15 protein-coding genes are annotated in these 17,889 nt (G+C 55.5%); 14 read left to right on the forward strand and 1 reads right to left on the reverse strand.

Annotated elements, in window-relative coordinates; all coding sequences use genetic code 11:
- The first annotated feature begins 83 nt into the window (after nucleotides 1–83).
- Together uvrB and uvrC are read left to right on the forward strand one after the other, a co-directional pair.
- Entirely contained in the window at nucleotides 84–2,069 is a 1,986-nt protein-coding gene (gene uvrB, locus ACEW8N_RS08835; RefSeq protein ID WP_373499447.1) for an excinuclease ABC subunit UvrB, read from the forward strand.
- The gene (gene uvrC / locus ACEW8N_RS08840; RefSeq protein ID WP_373499448.1) at nucleotides 2,070–3,896 is read left to right on the forward strand and encodes an excinuclease ABC subunit UvrC; all 1,827 of its coding nucleotides are present in this window, start codon (nucleotides 2,070–2,072) and stop codon (nucleotides 3,894–3,896) included.
- A gap of 4 nt (nucleotides 3,897–3,900) precedes the next feature.
- Here the strand turns inward: uvrC and mdh are convergent, their stop codons facing one another.
- Nucleotides 3,901–4,833 (reverse strand): malate dehydrogenase, encoded by a 933-nt coding sequence (gene mdh / locus ACEW8N_RS08845; protein WP_373499449.1) that lies wholly within the window; start codon nucleotides 4,831–4,833, stop codon nucleotides 3,901–3,903.
- Nucleotides 4,834–5,075: 242 nt separating this feature from the next.
- Here mdh and ACEW8N_RS08850 point away from each other — a divergent pair, with 242 nt between their 5' ends.
- The 12 genes from ACEW8N_RS08850 (at nucleotide 5,076) to ACEW8N_RS08905 (ending at nucleotide 17,884) form a co-directional block, all read left to right on the forward strand.
- The gene (locus tag ACEW8N_RS08850) at nucleotides 5,076–5,999 is read left to right on the forward strand and encodes a hypothetical protein (protein ID WP_373499450.1); all 924 of its coding nucleotides are present in this window, start codon (nucleotides 5,076–5,078) and stop codon (nucleotides 5,997–5,999) included.
- 243 nt (nucleotides 6,000–6,242) lie between these two features.
- Nucleotides 6,243–6,851 (forward strand): ATP/GTP-binding protein, encoded by a 609-nt coding sequence (locus ACEW8N_RS08855; RefSeq protein ID WP_373499451.1) that lies wholly within the window; start codon nucleotides 6,243–6,245, stop codon nucleotides 6,849–6,851.
- Nucleotides 6,852–6,861: 10 nt separating this feature from the next.
- Nucleotides 6,862–8,028 (forward strand): cyclic nucleotide-binding domain-containing protein, encoded by a 1,167-nt coding sequence (locus ACEW8N_RS08860; RefSeq protein ID WP_373499452.1) that lies wholly within the window; start codon nucleotides 6,862–6,864, stop codon nucleotides 8,026–8,028.
- A 58-nt stretch (nucleotides 8,029–8,086) separates the two neighbouring features.
- The gene (locus ACEW8N_RS08865) at nucleotides 8,087–8,443 is read left to right on the forward strand and encodes a PilZ domain-containing protein (protein WP_373499453.1); all 357 of its coding nucleotides are present in this window, start codon (nucleotides 8,087–8,089) and stop codon (nucleotides 8,441–8,443) included.
- 43 nt (nucleotides 8,444–8,486) lie between these two features.
- Nucleotides 8,487–9,383 carry a phosphoribosylaminoimidazolesuccinocarboxamide synthase gene (locus ACEW8N_RS08870; protein WP_373499454.1) on the forward strand — a complete coding sequence of 299 codons (897 nt, stop codon included), beginning with the start codon at nucleotides 8,487–8,489 and terminating at the stop codon, nucleotides 9,381–9,383.
- Entirely contained in the window at nucleotides 9,373–10,335 is a 963-nt protein-coding gene (locus ACEW8N_RS08875) for a ParB/RepB/Spo0J family partition protein (RefSeq protein WP_373499455.1), read from the forward strand. The genes ACEW8N_RS08870 and ACEW8N_RS08875 overlap by 11 nt, the downstream gene beginning before the upstream one ends.
- A gap of 486 nt (nucleotides 10,336–10,821) precedes the next feature.
- Entirely contained in the window at nucleotides 10,822–11,475 is a 654-nt protein-coding gene (locus tag ACEW8N_RS08880) for a TetR/AcrR family transcriptional regulator (protein WP_373499456.1), read from the forward strand.
- A 119-nt stretch (nucleotides 11,476–11,594) separates the two neighbouring features.
- Nucleotides 11,595–12,917 (forward strand): OFA family MFS transporter, encoded by a 1,323-nt coding sequence (locus ACEW8N_RS08885; protein ID WP_373499457.1) that lies wholly within the window; start codon nucleotides 11,595–11,597, stop codon nucleotides 12,915–12,917.
- Between the two features lie 199 nt (nucleotides 12,918–13,116).
- Nucleotides 13,117–15,144 carry an acetate--CoA ligase gene (acs, locus tag ACEW8N_RS08890; protein WP_373499458.1) on the forward strand — a complete coding sequence of 676 codons (2,028 nt, stop codon included), beginning with the start codon at nucleotides 13,117–13,119 and terminating at the stop codon, nucleotides 15,142–15,144.
- A 189-nt stretch (nucleotides 15,145–15,333) separates the two neighbouring features.
- Nucleotides 15,334–15,984, forward strand: a complete 651-nt coding sequence (locus tag ACEW8N_RS08895) for a site-2 protease family protein (RefSeq protein WP_373499459.1) — start codon at nucleotides 15,334–15,336, stop codon at nucleotides 15,982–15,984.
- 152 nt (nucleotides 15,985–16,136) lie between these two features.
- Entirely contained in the window at nucleotides 16,137–16,769 is a 633-nt protein-coding gene (locus ACEW8N_RS08900; protein ID WP_373499460.1) for an AAA family ATPase, read from the forward strand.
- A 17-nt stretch (nucleotides 16,770–16,786) separates the two neighbouring features.
- Nucleotides 16,787–17,884: a radical SAM protein gene (locus tag ACEW8N_RS08905; protein WP_373499461.1), complete on the forward strand. Its 1,098-nt coding sequence runs from the start codon at nucleotides 16,787–16,789 to the stop codon at nucleotides 17,882–17,884.
- The last annotated feature ends 5 nt before the right edge of the window (nucleotides 17,885–17,889 follow it).

Consider the following 17,889-nt stretch of genomic DNA (forward strand, 5'->3'; position numbering starts at 1 on the left):
GCAGTCCCTTGCCGCCGAGCACCCTCAAGGCGGCAAGGGACTGCCGCCCTACAGTTTTTTAGCTTTATCAAATAACCATTTATATGGACTTCAAAATTCAATCCCCCTACGCCCCCATGGGCGACCAGCCGCAGGCCATTGAAGGTTTGTTGCGCCGGATCAACACCGGGGAAAAGCACAATGTACTCGTGGGGGTCACGGGGTCGGGGAAGACCTTCACCATGGCCAACGTCATCCAGCAATTGAACCGCCCGACCCTGGTCATTTCCCATAACAAAACACTCGCTGCGCAGCTCTACAGCGAATTCAAATCATTCTTCCCGGAAAATGCGGTCGAATATTTTGTCAGTTACTTCGATTACTACCAGCCCGAGGCCTACATTCCCACCAGCGACACTTACATTCAAAAGGATTCCTCCATCAATGAGATGATCGACAAGCTGCGCCATTCCGCCACCCGGTCCGTCCTCTCCAGAAGGGACGTGATCGTCGTGTCGAGCGTGTCGTGCATCTACGGCCTGGGCGCGCCCGAGGATTATCTCGACATGCGCGTGTCGCTTGAGGCGGGCATGGAGATCGATCGCGACCGGCTGCTGATGAAACTCGTCGAGATCCATTATGAGCGAAATGATCTCGATTTCCACCGGGGTGTTTTCAGGGTAAGGGGAGACCGGGTCGAGATTTTTCCGGCCTATGAAGAGGACATTGCGCTTCGGATCGAGTTTTTCGGAGACGAGATTGAACAACTTTCCGAAATCGACCCGCTCACGGGGAAGACCCTCAGGCCCTTGCACCAGACCGCCGTCTTTCCGGCCAGCCATTACGTGACCTCCAGGACCACGCTCCAGAAAGCGGTCGAAACGATCACCCTGGAACTCAAGGCCCGAGTCGACTATTTCCGGCGGGAAAACAAGCTGATCGAAGCCCAGCGCATTGAGGAGCGAACCCATTTTGATCTCGAGATGATGCTCGAACTGGGCTACTGCAACGGCATTGAAAATTATTCGAGGCACCTGACCGGAAGACAGCCGGGCGAACCGCCGCCGACCCTCCTCGATTATTTCCCAAAGGACTTCCTGGTCTTCATCGATGAAAGCCATATCGGGGTTCCCCAGGTTCGCGGCATGTACAACGGAGACCACGCCCGGAAATCCACCCTGGTGGAATACGGGTTCCGCCTGCCCTCCGCCCTCGACAACCGGCCCCTGAAATTCGAGGAGTTTTGCCTGCGGGTTCCGCAGGTGGTCTATGTTTCGGCGACGCCCGCGGACTACGAACTCGAGAAGGCGAAAGACGCCCTGGTGGAGCTTATCGTCCGGCCCACCGGCCTGATGGATCCCAGAATCCATGTCCGAAAGGCGGAGCACCAGGTGGACGATCTATTGGATGAGATTCAAAAACGGGTGCAGAAGAAAGAGCGGGTCCTCGTCACCACGCTGACCAAAAGGATGGCCGAGGATCTGACGGAATATTACGCGGACCTGGGGATCAGAATCAAGTATCTCCACTCGGATATTCACACCCTGGAACGCATGGAGATCATCCAGGACCTCAGAAAAGGGGCTTTCGATGTCCTCGTGGGCATCAACCTGCTCCGCGAGGGTCTGGACATTCCGGAGGTGTCCCTGGTGGCCATTCTCGACGCCGACAAGGAAGGATTTCTGCGCTCCGGCCGCTCCCTGATCCAGACATGCGGACGCGCGGCCCGAAATGTCGGCGGCGAGGTCATCATGTATGCCGAAAAAACCACCCAGGCCATGAAAGCGGCCATCGACGAGACCGAGAGACGCCGAAGCATCCAGGAAGAATACAACAAGGCGCATCACATCGTGCCGACCACGATCCGGAAAACCCTGTCATCGGCCTTCGACAACCTCCATGAATCCGAGGCGGTTCTCTCCCGCAAGGTATCGGAGCCGATCCACACGTTCGGGGAGGATGCCGATATTGTCAAAGTGATCCGCCGGCTTGAAAAGGAAATGAAAGATGCCGCAAAAGATCTGGCGTTTGAACGGGCCGCCGAAATCCGAGATCACATTAAAGCCCTGAAAGAACTCGCGCTGCTATAGATGAACGAGCTGATCCTGGAAAGACTGGAAGGCGTCTCCTCGGAGCCGGGCGTCTACATCATCAAGGACCGAAACGGCGCCGTTATCTATGTCGGCAAGGCCAAAAACCTGAAAAAACGGCTCGCGTCCTATTTCAGGAAACCGGTCCAGTCCGACCTGAAAACCGCGATCCTGGTCGAAAAAACGGCATCCTTCGACACGATCATCACGGGGACCGAAAATGACGCCCTGATTCTCGAATCGAACCTGATCAAACAGTATCATCCCCGCTACAACGTCATCCTCAAGGACGACAAACGATATCCATCCCTGAGACTCGACCTCGGCGAACCTTATCCCCACCTGCAGGTCGTCCGGAAGATCGCGCCGGACGGCGCCCTCTACTTCGGCCCCTATACCGCCCCCGGCGCCATGTACCAGACCCTGAAGGTGATCAACAAGCATTTCAAACTGAGAAAATGCAGAAACAGCGTGTTGACAAACCGAACCCGTCCGTGCCTCAACTATCAGATGGGCGGCTGCCTCGGCCCGTGCTGCATGGATGTCGACCCATCCGTCTATAACGAGATCGTGAGGGAGGTGGTGCTCTTTCTAAAAGGCCAGACCCATGACCTCATCCGGAAGATCCGCCAGGAGATGCTGTGCGCCGCCGAAAATCCAGACACCTATGAACTGGCCGCGGAGCTTCGGGACAAAATGGTCGCACTCCAGCGGGTCGTTGAAAAGCAGGTGGCCCTGGCAGTAGACCTCAAGGATCGCGACATCATCGGGCTTGCCGGCTCCGGGCAGTCGTCCGTCATCACGATCCTCACCGTTCGAGGAGGATATCTCACGGCGTCCCGGCATTTCCCCTTTGAGGAGACCCTCGCCGCGGACGGAGAAATGATGGAGGCGTTCATCCGGCAATACTATGAACGCGTCAGCTTTATCCCGAAGGAGATTCTGACGTCCGTCCCCATCGAAAACCAAGACCTGATCGAAACCGCGCTGAGCGCCTTGAAGGGCGCATCGGTGAAGATCCTTCACCCCCGGCGGGGTGAAAAGGTGCGCCTCATCCAGATGGCCGTTCACAACGCAGCCGATGAGATGGGGCGACTCACCTCGGCTGACGCGGCAAAGGCGAATCTGCTCCTGAGGCTGAAAAACCGGCTCAGCATGGACAGGCTGCCCGCGAGGATCGAATGCTTCGACAATTCGAACCTCCTGGGCGCCTCGCCGGTTTCAGGGATGGTCGTATTCCAGAACGGCGCGCCCAGCAGGAGGGACTATCGCAGATACATCGTCCGGACGGTCGAAAAACCCGACGATTACGCCGCCATGGCGGAAGTGCTGAAAAGAAGATACGGAAAGGGGGAGCCGTCGCGGCCTTTTCCGGACCTGCTCATGGTGGACGGCGGAAAGGGGCAGCTCAACATCGCGGCGGCGGTGATGCGGGAGCTGGGGCTTGACGGGGCGTTTCATCTGATCGGCATCGCCAAGAAGGATGAAGCGGCGGGCGAAACGCGGGACAAGATCTATCTTCCCGGCCGCGTCAACCCGGTCAACCTGGGTCAGGATGAACCGGTCTACCATCTTCTTCAGCAGATCCGGGATGAGGCGCACCGCCACGCCATCGCCTTTCACCGCAGCCGCAGGGGGAAGCGGACGCTCTCCTCCGCTCTGGACGCCGTCCCCGGAATCGGTCCCCTGCGGAGAAAAGCGCTTCTCGGCCATTTTGGCTCCATCCAAAAAGTCCGGGCAGCAACCCTGGAAGAACTCAAGGCCGTGCCCGGAATCAGTCAGCGCGTCGCCGAAGCATTGCATGAAGTGCTTCGGCGCCGATCTTGAACGCTTATTTCAGTTTGGCCAGGACCGCCTTCAGTTCCTCGACGGCGGCGGCGGATTTTTTCAGTTTGGCGGCCTCTTCAGCCGTCAGGTTGATCTCGATAATCTCCTCGATGCCGCCCTTGCCGAGTTTCACGGGCACGCCGATGAACAGGTCATGGATGCCGTATTCCCCTTGAAGATAGGCCGCACACGGCAGGATCTGCTTTTTGTCGTAGAGAATCGATTTGGTCATCTCGACCGCCGAGGATGCCGGCGCGTAGAAAGCGCTGCCGGTTTTGAGGAGCGACACGATTTCGGCGCCGCCGTTGGCGGTTCTCTTCACCAGGGCCTCGATCCTTTCCGCGGATATCAATTCGGTGATGGGAATTCCGGAGACGGTCGAGTAGCGCGGCAGGGGAACCATCGTATCACCGTGCCCGCCCAGAACGAACGCGTGGGTATTCTCGATCGACACATTCAGCTCCATGGCGATGAAGGCCCTGAAACGGGCCGAGTCGAGAACGCCGGCCATTCCGATCACGCGGTTTTTGGGGAAGCCGCTGGTCTCAAAGGCGACATGGCACATGGCGTCAAGGGGGTTGCTGACGATGATCAGGACGGCATTCGGAGAATACTTGGCCACCTGGGCCGTGACGTTCTTCAGGATGCCAGCGTTGGTGCTGATCAGATCATCCCGGCTCATCCCCGGCTTTCTCGGAATCCCCGCGGTGATAATGACCACATCCGAACCCGCGGTCGCCTCATAACCGTTGGTGCCGACAATTTTGGCATCGTGCTTTTCAATCGCCGCCGCCTGGGTCAGATCCAGCGCCTTTCCCTGGGGAACCCCTTCGACGATGTCCACCAGCACCACATCACACAGGGCTTTTTCGACCAGCCTCTGGGCTGCGGTCGCCCCGACATTGCCCGCGCCGACAACCGTGACTTTTTTTTCCATAATTTTCTCCTTGTTAATTGGTATAGTTTTTATTATAATCATCCAATATGGCAACGACCTTCGAAAATTTAAAGAATTAATTTAATAGTATTATTCAATCGTTGTCAACAAATTTATCCATTATTGACATAACATCTTAAAACAAGTTAACTATTAAATTTTCCGGGGCCGTCCCTTGGATGTTTGCAAGGGACAGGATCACCTGGCTTGATCTCGGCCCCAACGGCACTGCGGAGCATAACATGGAAATCAAAAAACAGATCAAGTCTCTCCTGAACGAAGCGTCGCTCTATGAAGTTCAGGGATTATACGACGAATCCAAGGGAAGGTACGTCGATGCAATCCACGTCATCCAACAGCATGCCGACGAGATCGATCATCACAAAGAGGTCATGAGTCATATTTCTAATAAGTTAAAGCAGGTCATCCAAAAAATAGAGCGAATGGAAAATGAATCCGTGACCTATCAGATGCCCAATATTGTCCTCGATGTCATGAAAAACAATTTCTCGTCCTCCCGGGACAAGGACCAGGCCGCCCTGGAAGGGGCACTGGCCCTCGCCGGATTCGGACAATATGAAAGCGCCCTGGAAGAATTCACCAAACTGCTCAAACCCGAGTCAACACGGCTCGAGGCATCCAAAAATATCCTTTTCTGCCACCTGGCCAAAGGCAGGGCTTCCAAAGCGGCAGACCTCTTCATCTACTGGCGGAACAGCGGGTTGATGGGTTCGGATCAGATGGTCGAACTCAGAAATTATTTCCAGAAATTGTCCGACGAGGCCGGCCTCAATCTGGAGATCCCGGGCGCAGAGGTAAAAAAATCCGCCGCGGGGCATCCGGCCGCAGCGTCATCCCTCCTGAAAAGCAGACAGATCGATGAGTTCCGATCTCTCAGCGTAAAGCTTCCAAAAGACAACCAGAAGCACCGCCTGCGGGAATTCGACATCCATTCTCAATCGGGGGACATCGTCAATCTGCTGGTTTCGAATCATGAAAAGGAACTTGCGGAGGGGTTGAAAAAAGGAACCGTTCTGGATGCGGTCCAATGCTTTTCTGCCAACGCCATGTTCAGCGGCAAGGCAACGGTGATCGACAACATCGAAATTGTATCGGGTGTGATGGCCGGCCACTTTAGTATTGATATTAAGATTCATGGCATTTAGTATAGGGCGTCGCCGTCGGTTTTTCCGGATGATGCGTTCGATATGTAAGGATGGAGGACCTTATCCCAGGCCTTCGGATACGCAGAGAGGGGTTCTGCGCCGCACCTTCCCGGACTTGCGCTTTCCGCGCCGCTGCTGCATCAGACTGGCGGACAGTGGTGGGCTTCCGCCCGGAAAGAATGCGCCGACGGCACCATCCCATCCAATAACCTATTGATGTCTCACTCGTATTTGGGGTTGCAGATGGCAAATATCAATCTGAAGGCGCGGGAGATCGAGGTCAAAATCGTATATTACGGGCCGGGCCGGGGTGGGAAAACCACCAATCTCGAATACATTTTCAAGACATTCAGGAAACAGGTGACCGGTGAGATGGTCTCCACCAAAACAGAAGGAGACCGAACCCTGTTTTTTGATTTTCTCCCCATGGGGCTGGGCAAGGTCAAAGGGTATGACATCCGCGTTCAGCTCTATACGGTGCCGGGACAGGTGAAATACGCCGCAACCCGGAAAATGGTGCTCAAGGATGCCGACGGTGTCATTTTCGTTGCGGATTCGCTTCAGGCGCGAAGAATCAAGAACATGGAGTCATTGAAGGATCTTCACCTGAACCTGAAGGATTACGGCGTCAACATCCTCAAAATCCCGCTGGTGCTGCAGTACAACAAGAGAGACCTGGCCGAGGCGGGCATCCCGCTGCTGACCACCCACCAGATGGAAATGGACATGAACCGGCAGCTCAGGGTTCCATCGTTTCCGGCCAGCGCGCTCACCGGAGACGGCGTCGGACCGACATTGAAAGCATGTCTCAAGTTGACACTCCAATCCTTGAAAACAGAGATGGGATGGTAGGGGTAGCCTCATGGAAAAAGTCGCGCTCGCGGGGAATCTTGGATTTTTGAGTCTGGGAGACATCCTTCAACTGATCGGCTCCAGCGGAGGATCGGGGGTGCTGGAAATCTCCAGCCCGTATCGTCAAGAGCCCGGGTGCATCTATTTTTCGAAGGGCAACATCATCAATGCCCACACCCCGGATGCCAAAGGCCTGGATGCCGTGTATGCATTGTTCGGCTGGCTTGACGGGGAGTATGAATTCCGCGAACAGCCCGTCTCGGTCCACAAAGTGATTACATCCAATCGGATGGAAATTATCCTGGACGGGCTCCGCCTGATCGATGACGGCAAAACTGAAATCCTGGGGCCGTCCCCGCCCGAGCGAACAGGGCCGGATCCCACAGCGCCCCCGCTGATCCGCAGGCACTTTGTCGACTACACCTATGTGGTGGATGAAGAATTCTATTCCACGGGTGAAAAGGTCACCCAGGAAAAGCGCCACGGAAACTGGATATGGGTTGTCCTGGAGGGTACGCTGGATATCATCAAGAGCACCCCCAAAGGCCCCCTGACCGTCACCCGGGTGGGGTCGGGCGCATTCATCGGCAGCGTGACATCCTTTCTGTTCCAGGAAAACACCAGAAAAGCCACGGTTGTTGCGACCACGGATGTTCAGTTGGGGGTTCTCGACGCCCAGCGCATGGCCCAGGAGTTCGCGACACTGCGCCCCGAACTCAGAAATTTTATCCTGAGCCTTGACCGGCGCCTCAATCAAGCGACAACTGCCTGCGTGGACCAATACCTGGGGATTGATAACGCCTCAAAGGTCATCCGGGACAAGCACCAGAAGCTGATCCGGGATCCCAAGGAAAGAAGACTGGCGAGAATCGAAAGGGGAAATGCCATCATCATGCGGGAAACAGCGCATGGCGGCCTGTATATCGCCAACCTTACCCCCGGAGACTATATCGGCGCCGTCCCCTTTCTGGACATCGGGCACGAACCCCATCAGGCATCGGTTTTTGCCTCCGGCAGCCTGGCCACCGTGGACATCGACCTGAAAACCCTTGGCGAGGAATATGAAGATCTCTCCCTGACCCTTAAAAATCTGATTGAAAATGTTGCCATCAACATCTCGCTCACGACAAATGTCGCTGGAAATCTTCTGAAAAGAAACCGGCAGAAATCGAGTTAGTCTGTTACCCGCGCCACAGGAACCAGCCCCGGCGGAAACCTTCGGAGGGAACCCTTTAATGACACCAAATGAAAGACGACGGCATATTCGAATCGATTCCTTCAACCTGTCCTATGTCAGCGTTGATGAAGACGGCAGCATCGTCAATCAGGGCATCGGCAGGACATTGAACGTATCGGAATCAGGGATTCTCCTCGAAACCAATTTTCAGACATCCCTGGACCAGGCCGTGTCGCTTACCATCGCATTCGAAGAAAACCTGATCGATTTAAAAGGCAGGTTCATCCATTTCAAAGAGTTCGGCGGCGGCATATTTCAGACCGGCGTCGAGTTCCAGCATATGGATAAGGATACAAAGGCAATCCTCGTTCGCTACATCCAGATGTTCGAGAGATCAGGCACCCCATCTTTTTGATACACCCTGAGCTTGTTTGATAAATCATTCAAAAGGATCTGAAATGAAAAATGCCGTCGTTGAAACCCGCTTTCCGGAAATGAATCTCCTGGCCAGAGGAAAGGTGAGGGATATATATGATCTGGAGGATTCGCTACTGATGGTGGCCACCGACCGCATCTCCGCCTACGATGTGGTGCTGCCGACCCCCGTTCCGGGAAAAGGAAAGGTGCTCACCCGGATCTCCCTGTTCTGGTTCGATATTATGAAGCCTCTTGTTGATAATCATCTGATCACCGGAGATGTCGATCAGTTTCCGAAGGTGTGCGCACCCTACAAAGACATCCTCCGGGACCGGAGCATGCTCGTCAGGAAAGCCCGGACGATTCCCATTGAATGCGTCGTTCGCGGCTATATTTCAGGATCCGGGTGGAAGAGCTATCAGGATTCCGGGACCGTCTGCGGCATTCCGCTCCCGGATGGCCTCCAGGAGTCCGATAAGCTGCCCGAGGCGATCTTCACCCCGTCCACCAAGGCGGACGTCGGCGAACATGATATCAACATTGATTTCGAGGAGACTGCAAGGCGGATCGGCCGGCCGATGGCTGAAAAAATCAAAACCCTGAGCCTTGCGATCTATCAGAAAGGGGTTGACCTGGCCGGTCAAAAAGGGATCATCATCGCCGACACCAAATTTGAATTCGGCATCGTGGACGGCAAGGTCATTCTGATCGATGAAATCCTGACCCCGGATTCCTCCCGTTTCTGGCCGAAAACGACCTATGCGCCCGGCGGCGCGCAGCAGAGTTACGACAAGCAGTACGTGAGAGACTACCTTACCGTCATCGCCTGGGACAAACGGCCGCCTGGCCCGAACCTGCCTTCCGAGGTCATCCGGAATACGCAGCAGAAGTACCTCGATGCCCTCGTCGCGCTTACGGGTAAGCCCTATGCCATTTAGTTTCCAAACGGTGCCGATTTCCGAGATCGACCGGAACGACACCACATTCCAGATTTCAACAGACCCAAATATCTCCGGGCTTGCGGCATCCATCGCCTCCGTGGGGCTCCTGACGCCCCTGATCCTGAGAAGAAGCCGCCCCCGTTATACGATCGTGAGCGGGTTCCGGCGGATCGCGGCATGCCTTTCGCTCAACCAGAGCGCCATGCCGGCGAGGGTGCTTTCCGATGACCGGTCGGACCTGGAATGCGCCGGTATGGCCGTCTCGGAAAACGCCCTCCAGCGGCCCCTCAACCTGATCGAAAGATCACGGGCCCTCCTGCTGCTGTCCCCCCGCTTCAGGAATTCCGTCGAACTCTCGGCGGCCTCGGCGACATTCGGCATGCCCGAGACCCCCGCGATGATCGATAAGCTCCTGCCCCTGTGCGGGCTGTCCGACCCCATCCAGGCCGGGATCATAGACGGGACGATATCCCTGTCGATGGCCCAGGAGCTCGGGCGGTTCGGCCCGGAAGCCCGCAGCCCCCTGGCCGATCTTCTTCTGTCGATGAAAATGAGCTTGAGCAAGCAGCGGGAGGTTCTGACCATGATCCAGGAGATCAGCCTCAAGGAGGGCACCTCCATTCAGGACCTGCTAGCGGAAACCGGCATTGCGGCGATCATCACGGATCAGGACAGTGAGCGGAATGTAAAGATCGGTCGCCTGCGCGACCTCCTCAAAAAGAGGCGCTATCCCGCCATTCATGCGGCGGAAGGAAAAACCGCCGCCCTTATCCGGTCCCTGAAGCTCAGGGAGCAGATGAAGCTTGTCCCGCCCGAAAACCTCGAGGGGACGGAATTCTCCCTCACCCTCCGATTCCATGACATCCCCGCGCTGCGATGCCTTCATCAATTCATCGGCGAGCTGCTTGACCGCCCCGAATTGGAACGATTGATCTCGAAGGATTTTTAACACCCGGGGCATCCCCCGGAAGTTCCCGAGAGGCGGCGGCAGGACGCCGCCCCGAAAAACCGACACCCTCCATATCCTTTTCCTCCCCTTTTTTAATGCCACTCCCTTGCCAAAGAGGCATCGCCACGCCCGTCGAAGGATGCGTCCGGGTTCGGCCGCTCCGCAAAGGGCCATGTTCTTCAATCGGCTTTCAACAACGCCCTTAAAAAGGGACAGGGCCTGCGACGCCTGTCCGCCCGCCCGCGGAGCGGAGCATGGCCGTGATCCGGAGGATATTGAATGCCACGGCGCACACCAACTGCAACTAATTTATAATATTTACAAAACCACCATATATAAATATTTGTTATAAAATACTAAATATACTTTTTATTGTTATAATTTATAAATTTTTCACAAAATTTTATTTTATAAATATTTTTTCTTGACTAATGTTTTTTTATAATTCATAGTCGACTCAAACAAATAAATATGATTCAGTAAATTATGGGAATACAGGAACGAAAAAAGAGGGAAAAAGAGAGACGACGGCAGCAAATCCTGGTCGCTGCAAAACGGGTCTTCTCGACAAAAGGCTTCACCAAGGCGACCATGGAAGACATCGCCAAGGAAGCGGAATTGAGCCCCGGAACGCTGTACCTCTACTTCAAAAACAAAGACGAGCTTTTCTCTTCCCTTTCCATCCGTATTCTCCAGTACCTCAACATCCGGCTTGAGCATGTCGCGAGCATCAAGAAGGAGTTGACGGTGGATCAGAAAATCGAGGCTATTAGAGAAGCGATGCACGACGTCTATAAATTTGATCCCTTGATGTTAGTCAATATGTTTCACCTGCAGTCGAGCGAAACCCTGAAGAGCCTTTCCCCCGATCTCATTGCCGAGATCAAAAACCTGTCCAAGAATTCACTGGCCATCATCGCCCACCTATTTGATGAGGAAATTCATTCCGGAGTCGTCATCGACAAACCGTCGATGGTCCTGGCGGACATCATGTGGTCAATGTTTTCAGGGATCGTGCTCTGGGAGGAAAGTAAAAAAATGATCGAAGGAGACAAAGATTTTTTAGAAAAAACCCTCGACACGGCCTTTGATATCTTTCGTCGGGGGATAAAAACAACACTGCTGAAAAAAACCTTGTGAAAGGGGGGAGAGGAGGGGCGTTACGGGAATCGAAGAAGAGAATGCCACGGACACTTCAACTGCAGGCGTCATGAAAATTTAACAGAACTCTTGGGAATTTAACAAAGGAGGCAACGAGTATGGCTGAACAACTCACCAAAGAACCCGCACAAGCGTGGATCACGACGTTTTCGGGAACAGCGATCAACCTCTGTCTCGGTATCCTGTACGCCTGGAGCATCTGGAAAACCGCTCTGGTGAATACCGACCGGGCCGGCCAAATCATGAGCGGCATGAACGAGGGATGGGTGTACCTGAACAATGCCCAGGCCTCCACCCCGTTTTCCCTCTGCGTCATCATTTTCGCGCTGCTCATGATCCCCGGCGGAAGAATTCAGGATAGAATCAGCCCGAAGTTCGGCGCGACCCTGGGCGGTCTCTGCCTGGCGGCGGGCTGCATCATCGCCGGGCTCATGAAGAGCTACACCGGGCTGATCATCGGCTTCGGCATCCTGGGAGGCATCGGCATGGGCATCGGCTATGCCGCACCGACACCCGCCGCCCTGAAATGGTTCGGCCCCCACAGACGCGGCCTGATCGCAGGACTCGTGGTCGGCGGATACGGCGGCGCGGCCCTCTACATCGGCGCCCTGGGCCAGTTGCTCATCGATAAATACGGCATCACCGGAAGCTTCGTCGGACTGGGCGTCTTTTTTGCCATCGTCGTCGTCATCGCCGGCCAGATGCTGAAAATTCCGCCCCCGGGCTACGTCCCGCCCGCAGGCCCCCAGGCCAAAGCCCTGAAAGTCGGTGAGGTTTCCAAATCGACTGCCCACAACTGGGAAGCCGGCGACATATTCAAAACCTGGCAGTTCTACGCACTGGTCGTCATGTTCATCCTGACGACCCAATCCGGCCTTCTGATCATCGCCAACGCCAACGGACTGATGCTGTCGGCCGCGAAGGAACTGCCCTTCTTCATGGCCAATGCCTGGATCCTCGTTTCTTACGGCGGCCTGGTCAACGCCTCGGGTCGTGTTGGAACAGGCTGGTACTCCGACAAGATCGGCCGCGTCAATGCCTACAGTATCAACTGCGGCATCTCGGCGCTCTGCATGTTCATGCTTCCTTACGTCATCACGTCAAAAAGCATCTTCCTGCTCTTCATCGTCGTCGGCATCGGCTACTGGCAGTACGGCGGCGGGCTTTCCCTGATGCCCGCGTTCACGGGCGATTTTTATGGTCCCAAGAACCTGGGTTTCAACTACGGCCTGGTCTTCATCGGATGGGGCCTCGGGTTCTTCATGGCACGGCTGGGCGGCACCATTGAAGACATCACCGGCAGCCTCGACTACGCCTTCTACATTTCCGGCGTGTTGTTGATCCTGGCGGTCATCCTGGCCCGCGTCACCAAGCGGCCGCAATGGTCCAAATTCCAGGGATTGGCTGGGTCGGAAGCATAGTATGGAAATCCGCGCATGCGGGCGGAACCGGTGATCTTGACAGTCTGATTTTGACAATGGGAGGTATCAAACTTTATGCACCTGGCATCTGGAGGTGATGGCTCGAATTGCAAAGTCCGATGCAATGATCACACTATTTAGGATAGGGAATGAAGTCATTTAGCATTTATAATCCCAAACACCATCAAGGAGAAAAAACATGGCCGACAAAGAAATGACCGAAGTATCAGAAGCCCAAATTGCGTCCCATTGGAAAGAAGAGGAACTGTACCCCCCGACCCCAGAATTCATCGCCCAGGCAAACATGATGGACGAGGGCATCTATGATCGGTTCGCCCTGGATAACGTGCCGGGATGCTTCAAAGAATATGCCGACCTGCTCGACTGGTACAAATACTGGGATGTCATCCTCGACACCAGCGACGCACCCTGCTACAAGTGGTTCAAGGGCGGGCTCATCAATGCAAGCTACAACTGCGTCGACCGCCACCTCGCCAAGAACCGGAACAAAACGGCGATCCACTTTGTCCCGGAACTCGAAGAGGAGCGGGTGGACCACATCACCTATCAGGAACTTTATGTGCGGGTCAACGAATTCGCGGCCCTGCTCCAGGATTACTGCGGGCTGAAAGCCGGAGACCGGGTCACGCTGCACATGCCCATGTCCGCGGAGCTGCCCATCACCATGCTGGCCCTCTGCCGCCTGGGCGTCATCCATTCCCAGGTGTTCGGCGGGTTCTCCGGCAAAGCCTGCGCCGACAGAATCGTCGACTCGGGCAGTGATTACCTGATTACCATGGACGCCTACTACCGCGGCGGCAAGATTATCGACCACAAGGAGAAAGCGGACGAAGCGGTGGCGGAAGCCACCAAACAGGGCCAGAAGGTCAAAAAGGTCCTGGTGTGGCAGAGATACCCCGGCAAATACTCCGCCGAAACCCCCATGGTCGAAGGCCGTGACGTCTTTATCAACGATCTCCTGAAAAAATATTACGGAAAGCGGATTGACCCGGTTCCGATGCCTGCGGAGGCGCCCCTGTTCCTCATGTACACCAGCGGCACCACCGGCAAGCCCAAGGGTTGCCAGCACGGCACCGGCGGATACCTGGCCTATGTCACCGCCACCTCCAAGTATGTCCAGGATATCCATCCCGAGGACGTCTACTGGTGCATGGCCGACATCGGCTGGATCACCGGCCACTCTTATATCGTCTACGGGCCGCTGGCACTGGCTGCCTCGTCCGTCATCTACGAAGGGATTCCCAACTATCCGGATGCCGGTCGGTGCTGGCGGATCGCCCAGGACCTGGGCGTCAACATCTTCCACACCGCCCCCACGGCGATCCGCGCCCTCCGAAAGATCGGTCCCGACGAGCCCGCCAAATACAACTATCAGTTCAAACACATGACCACCGTGGGCGAGCCCATCGAGCCTGAAGTCTGGAGGTGGTATTACAATGCCGTCGGCAAGGGAAAGGCCGCCATCGTCGATACCTGGTGGCAGACCGAGACCGGCGGATTCCTCTGCAGCACGCTTCCCGGACTCCGGCCCATGAAGCCCGGCAGCGCCGGCCCGGGCATGCCCGGCATCCATCCCATCATTCTGGATGAAGACGGCAACGAGGTCCCCAGCGGGGAGGGCAAGGCCGGCAACATCTGCATCCAGAATCCCTGGCCCGGCATGTTCCAGACCATCTGGGGCGACCGCGAACGGTTTGTCCGCCAGTATTTCGAAAGGTACTGCAAGGATCCCAACAGCAAAGACTGGAGAGACTGGCCCTACCTCACCGGTGATGCCGCCATCATGGCCTCGGACGGCTATGTCCGTATTCTCGGCCGCATCGACGACGTCATCAACGTTTCCGGACACCGCCTGGGCACCAAGGAGCTCGAGTCCGCCGCCCTGACCGTGGTGGAGATTGCCGAGGCCGCCGTCGTGCCGGTGAAACACGAGATCAAGGGCGTGGAGCCGGATATGTATGTGGCGCTCAAACCCGGATACACGGCCAGCGAAGAAATCGCCAAGAAGGTTCAGCAGGCCCTGGTCACCGAGATCGGCCCCATTGCCAAGTGCCGGAACGTCTGGATCGTGCCCGATATGCCCAAGACCCGGTCAGGCAAGATCATGCGCCGTATTCTCGCAGCCCTGTCCAACAACACGGATGTCGGGGACACCATGACCCTGGCAAACCCGGAAGTGGTGGATGCCATCAGGAAAATGAAATAAGCTTTTTTTATTCCGGACAAGACCTGCCGCAAATCCATGTTGCGGCAGGCATTTCCGGATGAAAAAAGGGTTGTATTTGTCCAAAACATTTGATACATATTTAATAACTTGGAGTCATACGAGGCAGGGGGGAAACCCCCTGCCTTCTTCATGCAACGGACCCATAACGCCAGCAAAACCGGTCGAATCGTGGATACGACACCCCTACCTGTCCCGTATGTGATTGGCCTCGCCCACTGGGCGATCGACGATGTGGCGGCCTTCGTCATTGCTTCGCTGATTGCCGTCATGGTCAATGCCGAAGGGCAGGCCTTCGTCGCGACGGCCATGGGGGATGTCCATTCCGACCGCAGCCGGCGCCTCCACTTCAATGCCTTTCTCCATCTCGACATCCTGGGCTCGATCGCTTTTCTGATCGCCGGATTCGGGTGGCCCAAAAAAATCGATATTGATACCACACGATTCGTCACCCCCCGCCTCTACACCATCCTGATCCGATTCGGGGGGCCGGTTGCCAACTTCCTCATGGCCGGTATTGCCGGCAGCATCGTCTGGGTGATGACCCGCTGGGGTTCCCATGACCGGGTATTCACCATGGTCGCCGTCGTCAACGTCACCATGGCCGTCTACCACCTGATCCCGATTCCGCCCCTTGCCGGATCCAGTCTGATCAGCACGTTTCTCGACGCAAACAAGGCCTCCTGGAAATTTTATACCCGCACGGGTCCTTTTTTCCTGATCGGCATTTTTCTCCTTGAGCGGTTTTCCCAATTCAAGCCCATCAGCAATTTTCTAAAACCCTGGGTCGCCCATGGGTTCAATTTCATCATCAATAACTGAAGCGGGTCTCTCATGCAGAAGATTTCTTTCTTGACCGCGAATATACTTTTGATTATTTTCACCATCAATGGTTTGACTTCGATTCGACGGCGTCATTTGGCAACGCATCAACAGCCTGAATCCATACGATATACTACTCAAGGAGGCATCTCATGGCAGTGATCACCATTTCGAGACAGTTTGGCGCGGGCGGAAAAACATTGGGTCAATTGATCGCTAACAAACTGAACTATACCCTCATCAGTGAAGAAATCGTCGAGAAGGTGGCGGAAAAAGCGAAGGTCTCCGTGGACTGGGTTCAGGACATCGAGAAAGAAGCCGGGGGAACGCTTCAAAAGTTCATGTCCGGACTCATCTCAAAATCCTATGTCGAGAGAATACTGGGAAAAGACAGGGGATACCTTGACGAAGACAAATATGTCGAAACTCTCCGTGAAGTCATCACGCAGCTTGCAAAGGACGACAACATTGTATTTGTGGGCCGGGGAGGGCAGTACATCCTTGAGAACCATCCCAGGGCCTTTCACATCCTTCTGATCGCCGAGAAGCTCGATCGCATCAACTTCATGAAGAAAAATTACAAGCTGTCCTACGGCGAGGCGACCCAGGTGGTGGAGACCATGGGAAAGCGGCGCGCCAACCTCTACAAAAAATTCGGCAAGAAAGACTTCGATCAGCCGGAACTCTACCATATCGTACTCAACATGAGCAAACTGAGCATGGAAGAGGCCTCCGATTTCGTTTACAGGATGGTCGCGGACCTGGTCTGCCACCTGGCTGAATAAAGAAGGCCGTTCTTCATTTGAACATTACCCGGCTCTATATCGACCGCGAGGTGACCGGCCTCCCGAATGTCGCCGCCATCCGGGCAAGACTCAACGTCCCCGACGTTGTCGTGGACGACGCCCGCGAGGTTTACGATGCGATCCTGGCCGATGATGATCCGATTCAAAAGGGAAAAGAGGTGCTCTACCTGAATCGGAACCGGGGTGCGTTCATCCGGAAGTGCCCCGGCACCCGCCATTATACCTGCTGCGACTATATGATCCTTCATGTGGGCACCTTCTGCACCATGGATTGTGCCTACTGCATCCTGCAGTCCTATTTTCACCCGCCGGTCCTGCAGTATTTTGTCAACCATGATGACATGAAAGGCGAGTTGGAAAGTCATTTCGAGGCAAAGGCCTTTCGACGCATCGGCACGGGCGAGTTTACGGACAGCATGATCTGGGAGCTCTGGACGGATCTTTCCGGCATGCTTGTTCCGGAATTCGCCGGCCAATCCCATTCGGTGCTGGAGCTGAAAACCAAAACCACCGCCATCGAGGCGCTGAAAGACCTCGACCATCGCCGGAAAACCATCATGGCCTGGTCCGTCAACACCGAGACGGTCATCCGCCAAAACGAACGGGGAACCGCCGCTTTGGCGGCAAGGCTGAGAGCGGCGGCGGCCTGCGAATCCTGGGGGTATCCCCTGGCCTTTCATTTTGACCCGATGGTGGTTTACGACGGCTGCGAGGCGGATTACGAGAAGGTCATCGAAGCCATCTTTCAAGCCGTATCGCCTCAAAATGTCGTCTGGATGAGCATCGGCACCTTTCGATTCATGCCGTCCCTCAAACCGATCATCCAGAAGCGCTTTCCGGAATCCCCCATCGTCTACGGAGAGTTCGTTTCCGGCATCGACGATAAAATGAGATATTTCAAGCCGCTCAGGATAGGGCTCTACCGCCGCGTCTACGAGGTCATCCGCAGCATGGCCCCAGAAGTCACGGTCTATTTCTGCATGGAGGATGACGAGGTATGGCAAAAATCCTTTGGATTCATACCGTCCGACCGGGGCGGTCTGCCTGAAATGCTGGACCGAAGCGCCGTCCGGCACTGCAACCTTGCCCCGTGATCTGA

It is taken from the genome of Desulfococcus sp., from assembly GCF_041737845.1.
Lineage (GTDB): Bacteria > Desulfobacterota > Desulfobacteria > Desulfobacterales > Desulfococcaceae > Desulfococcus.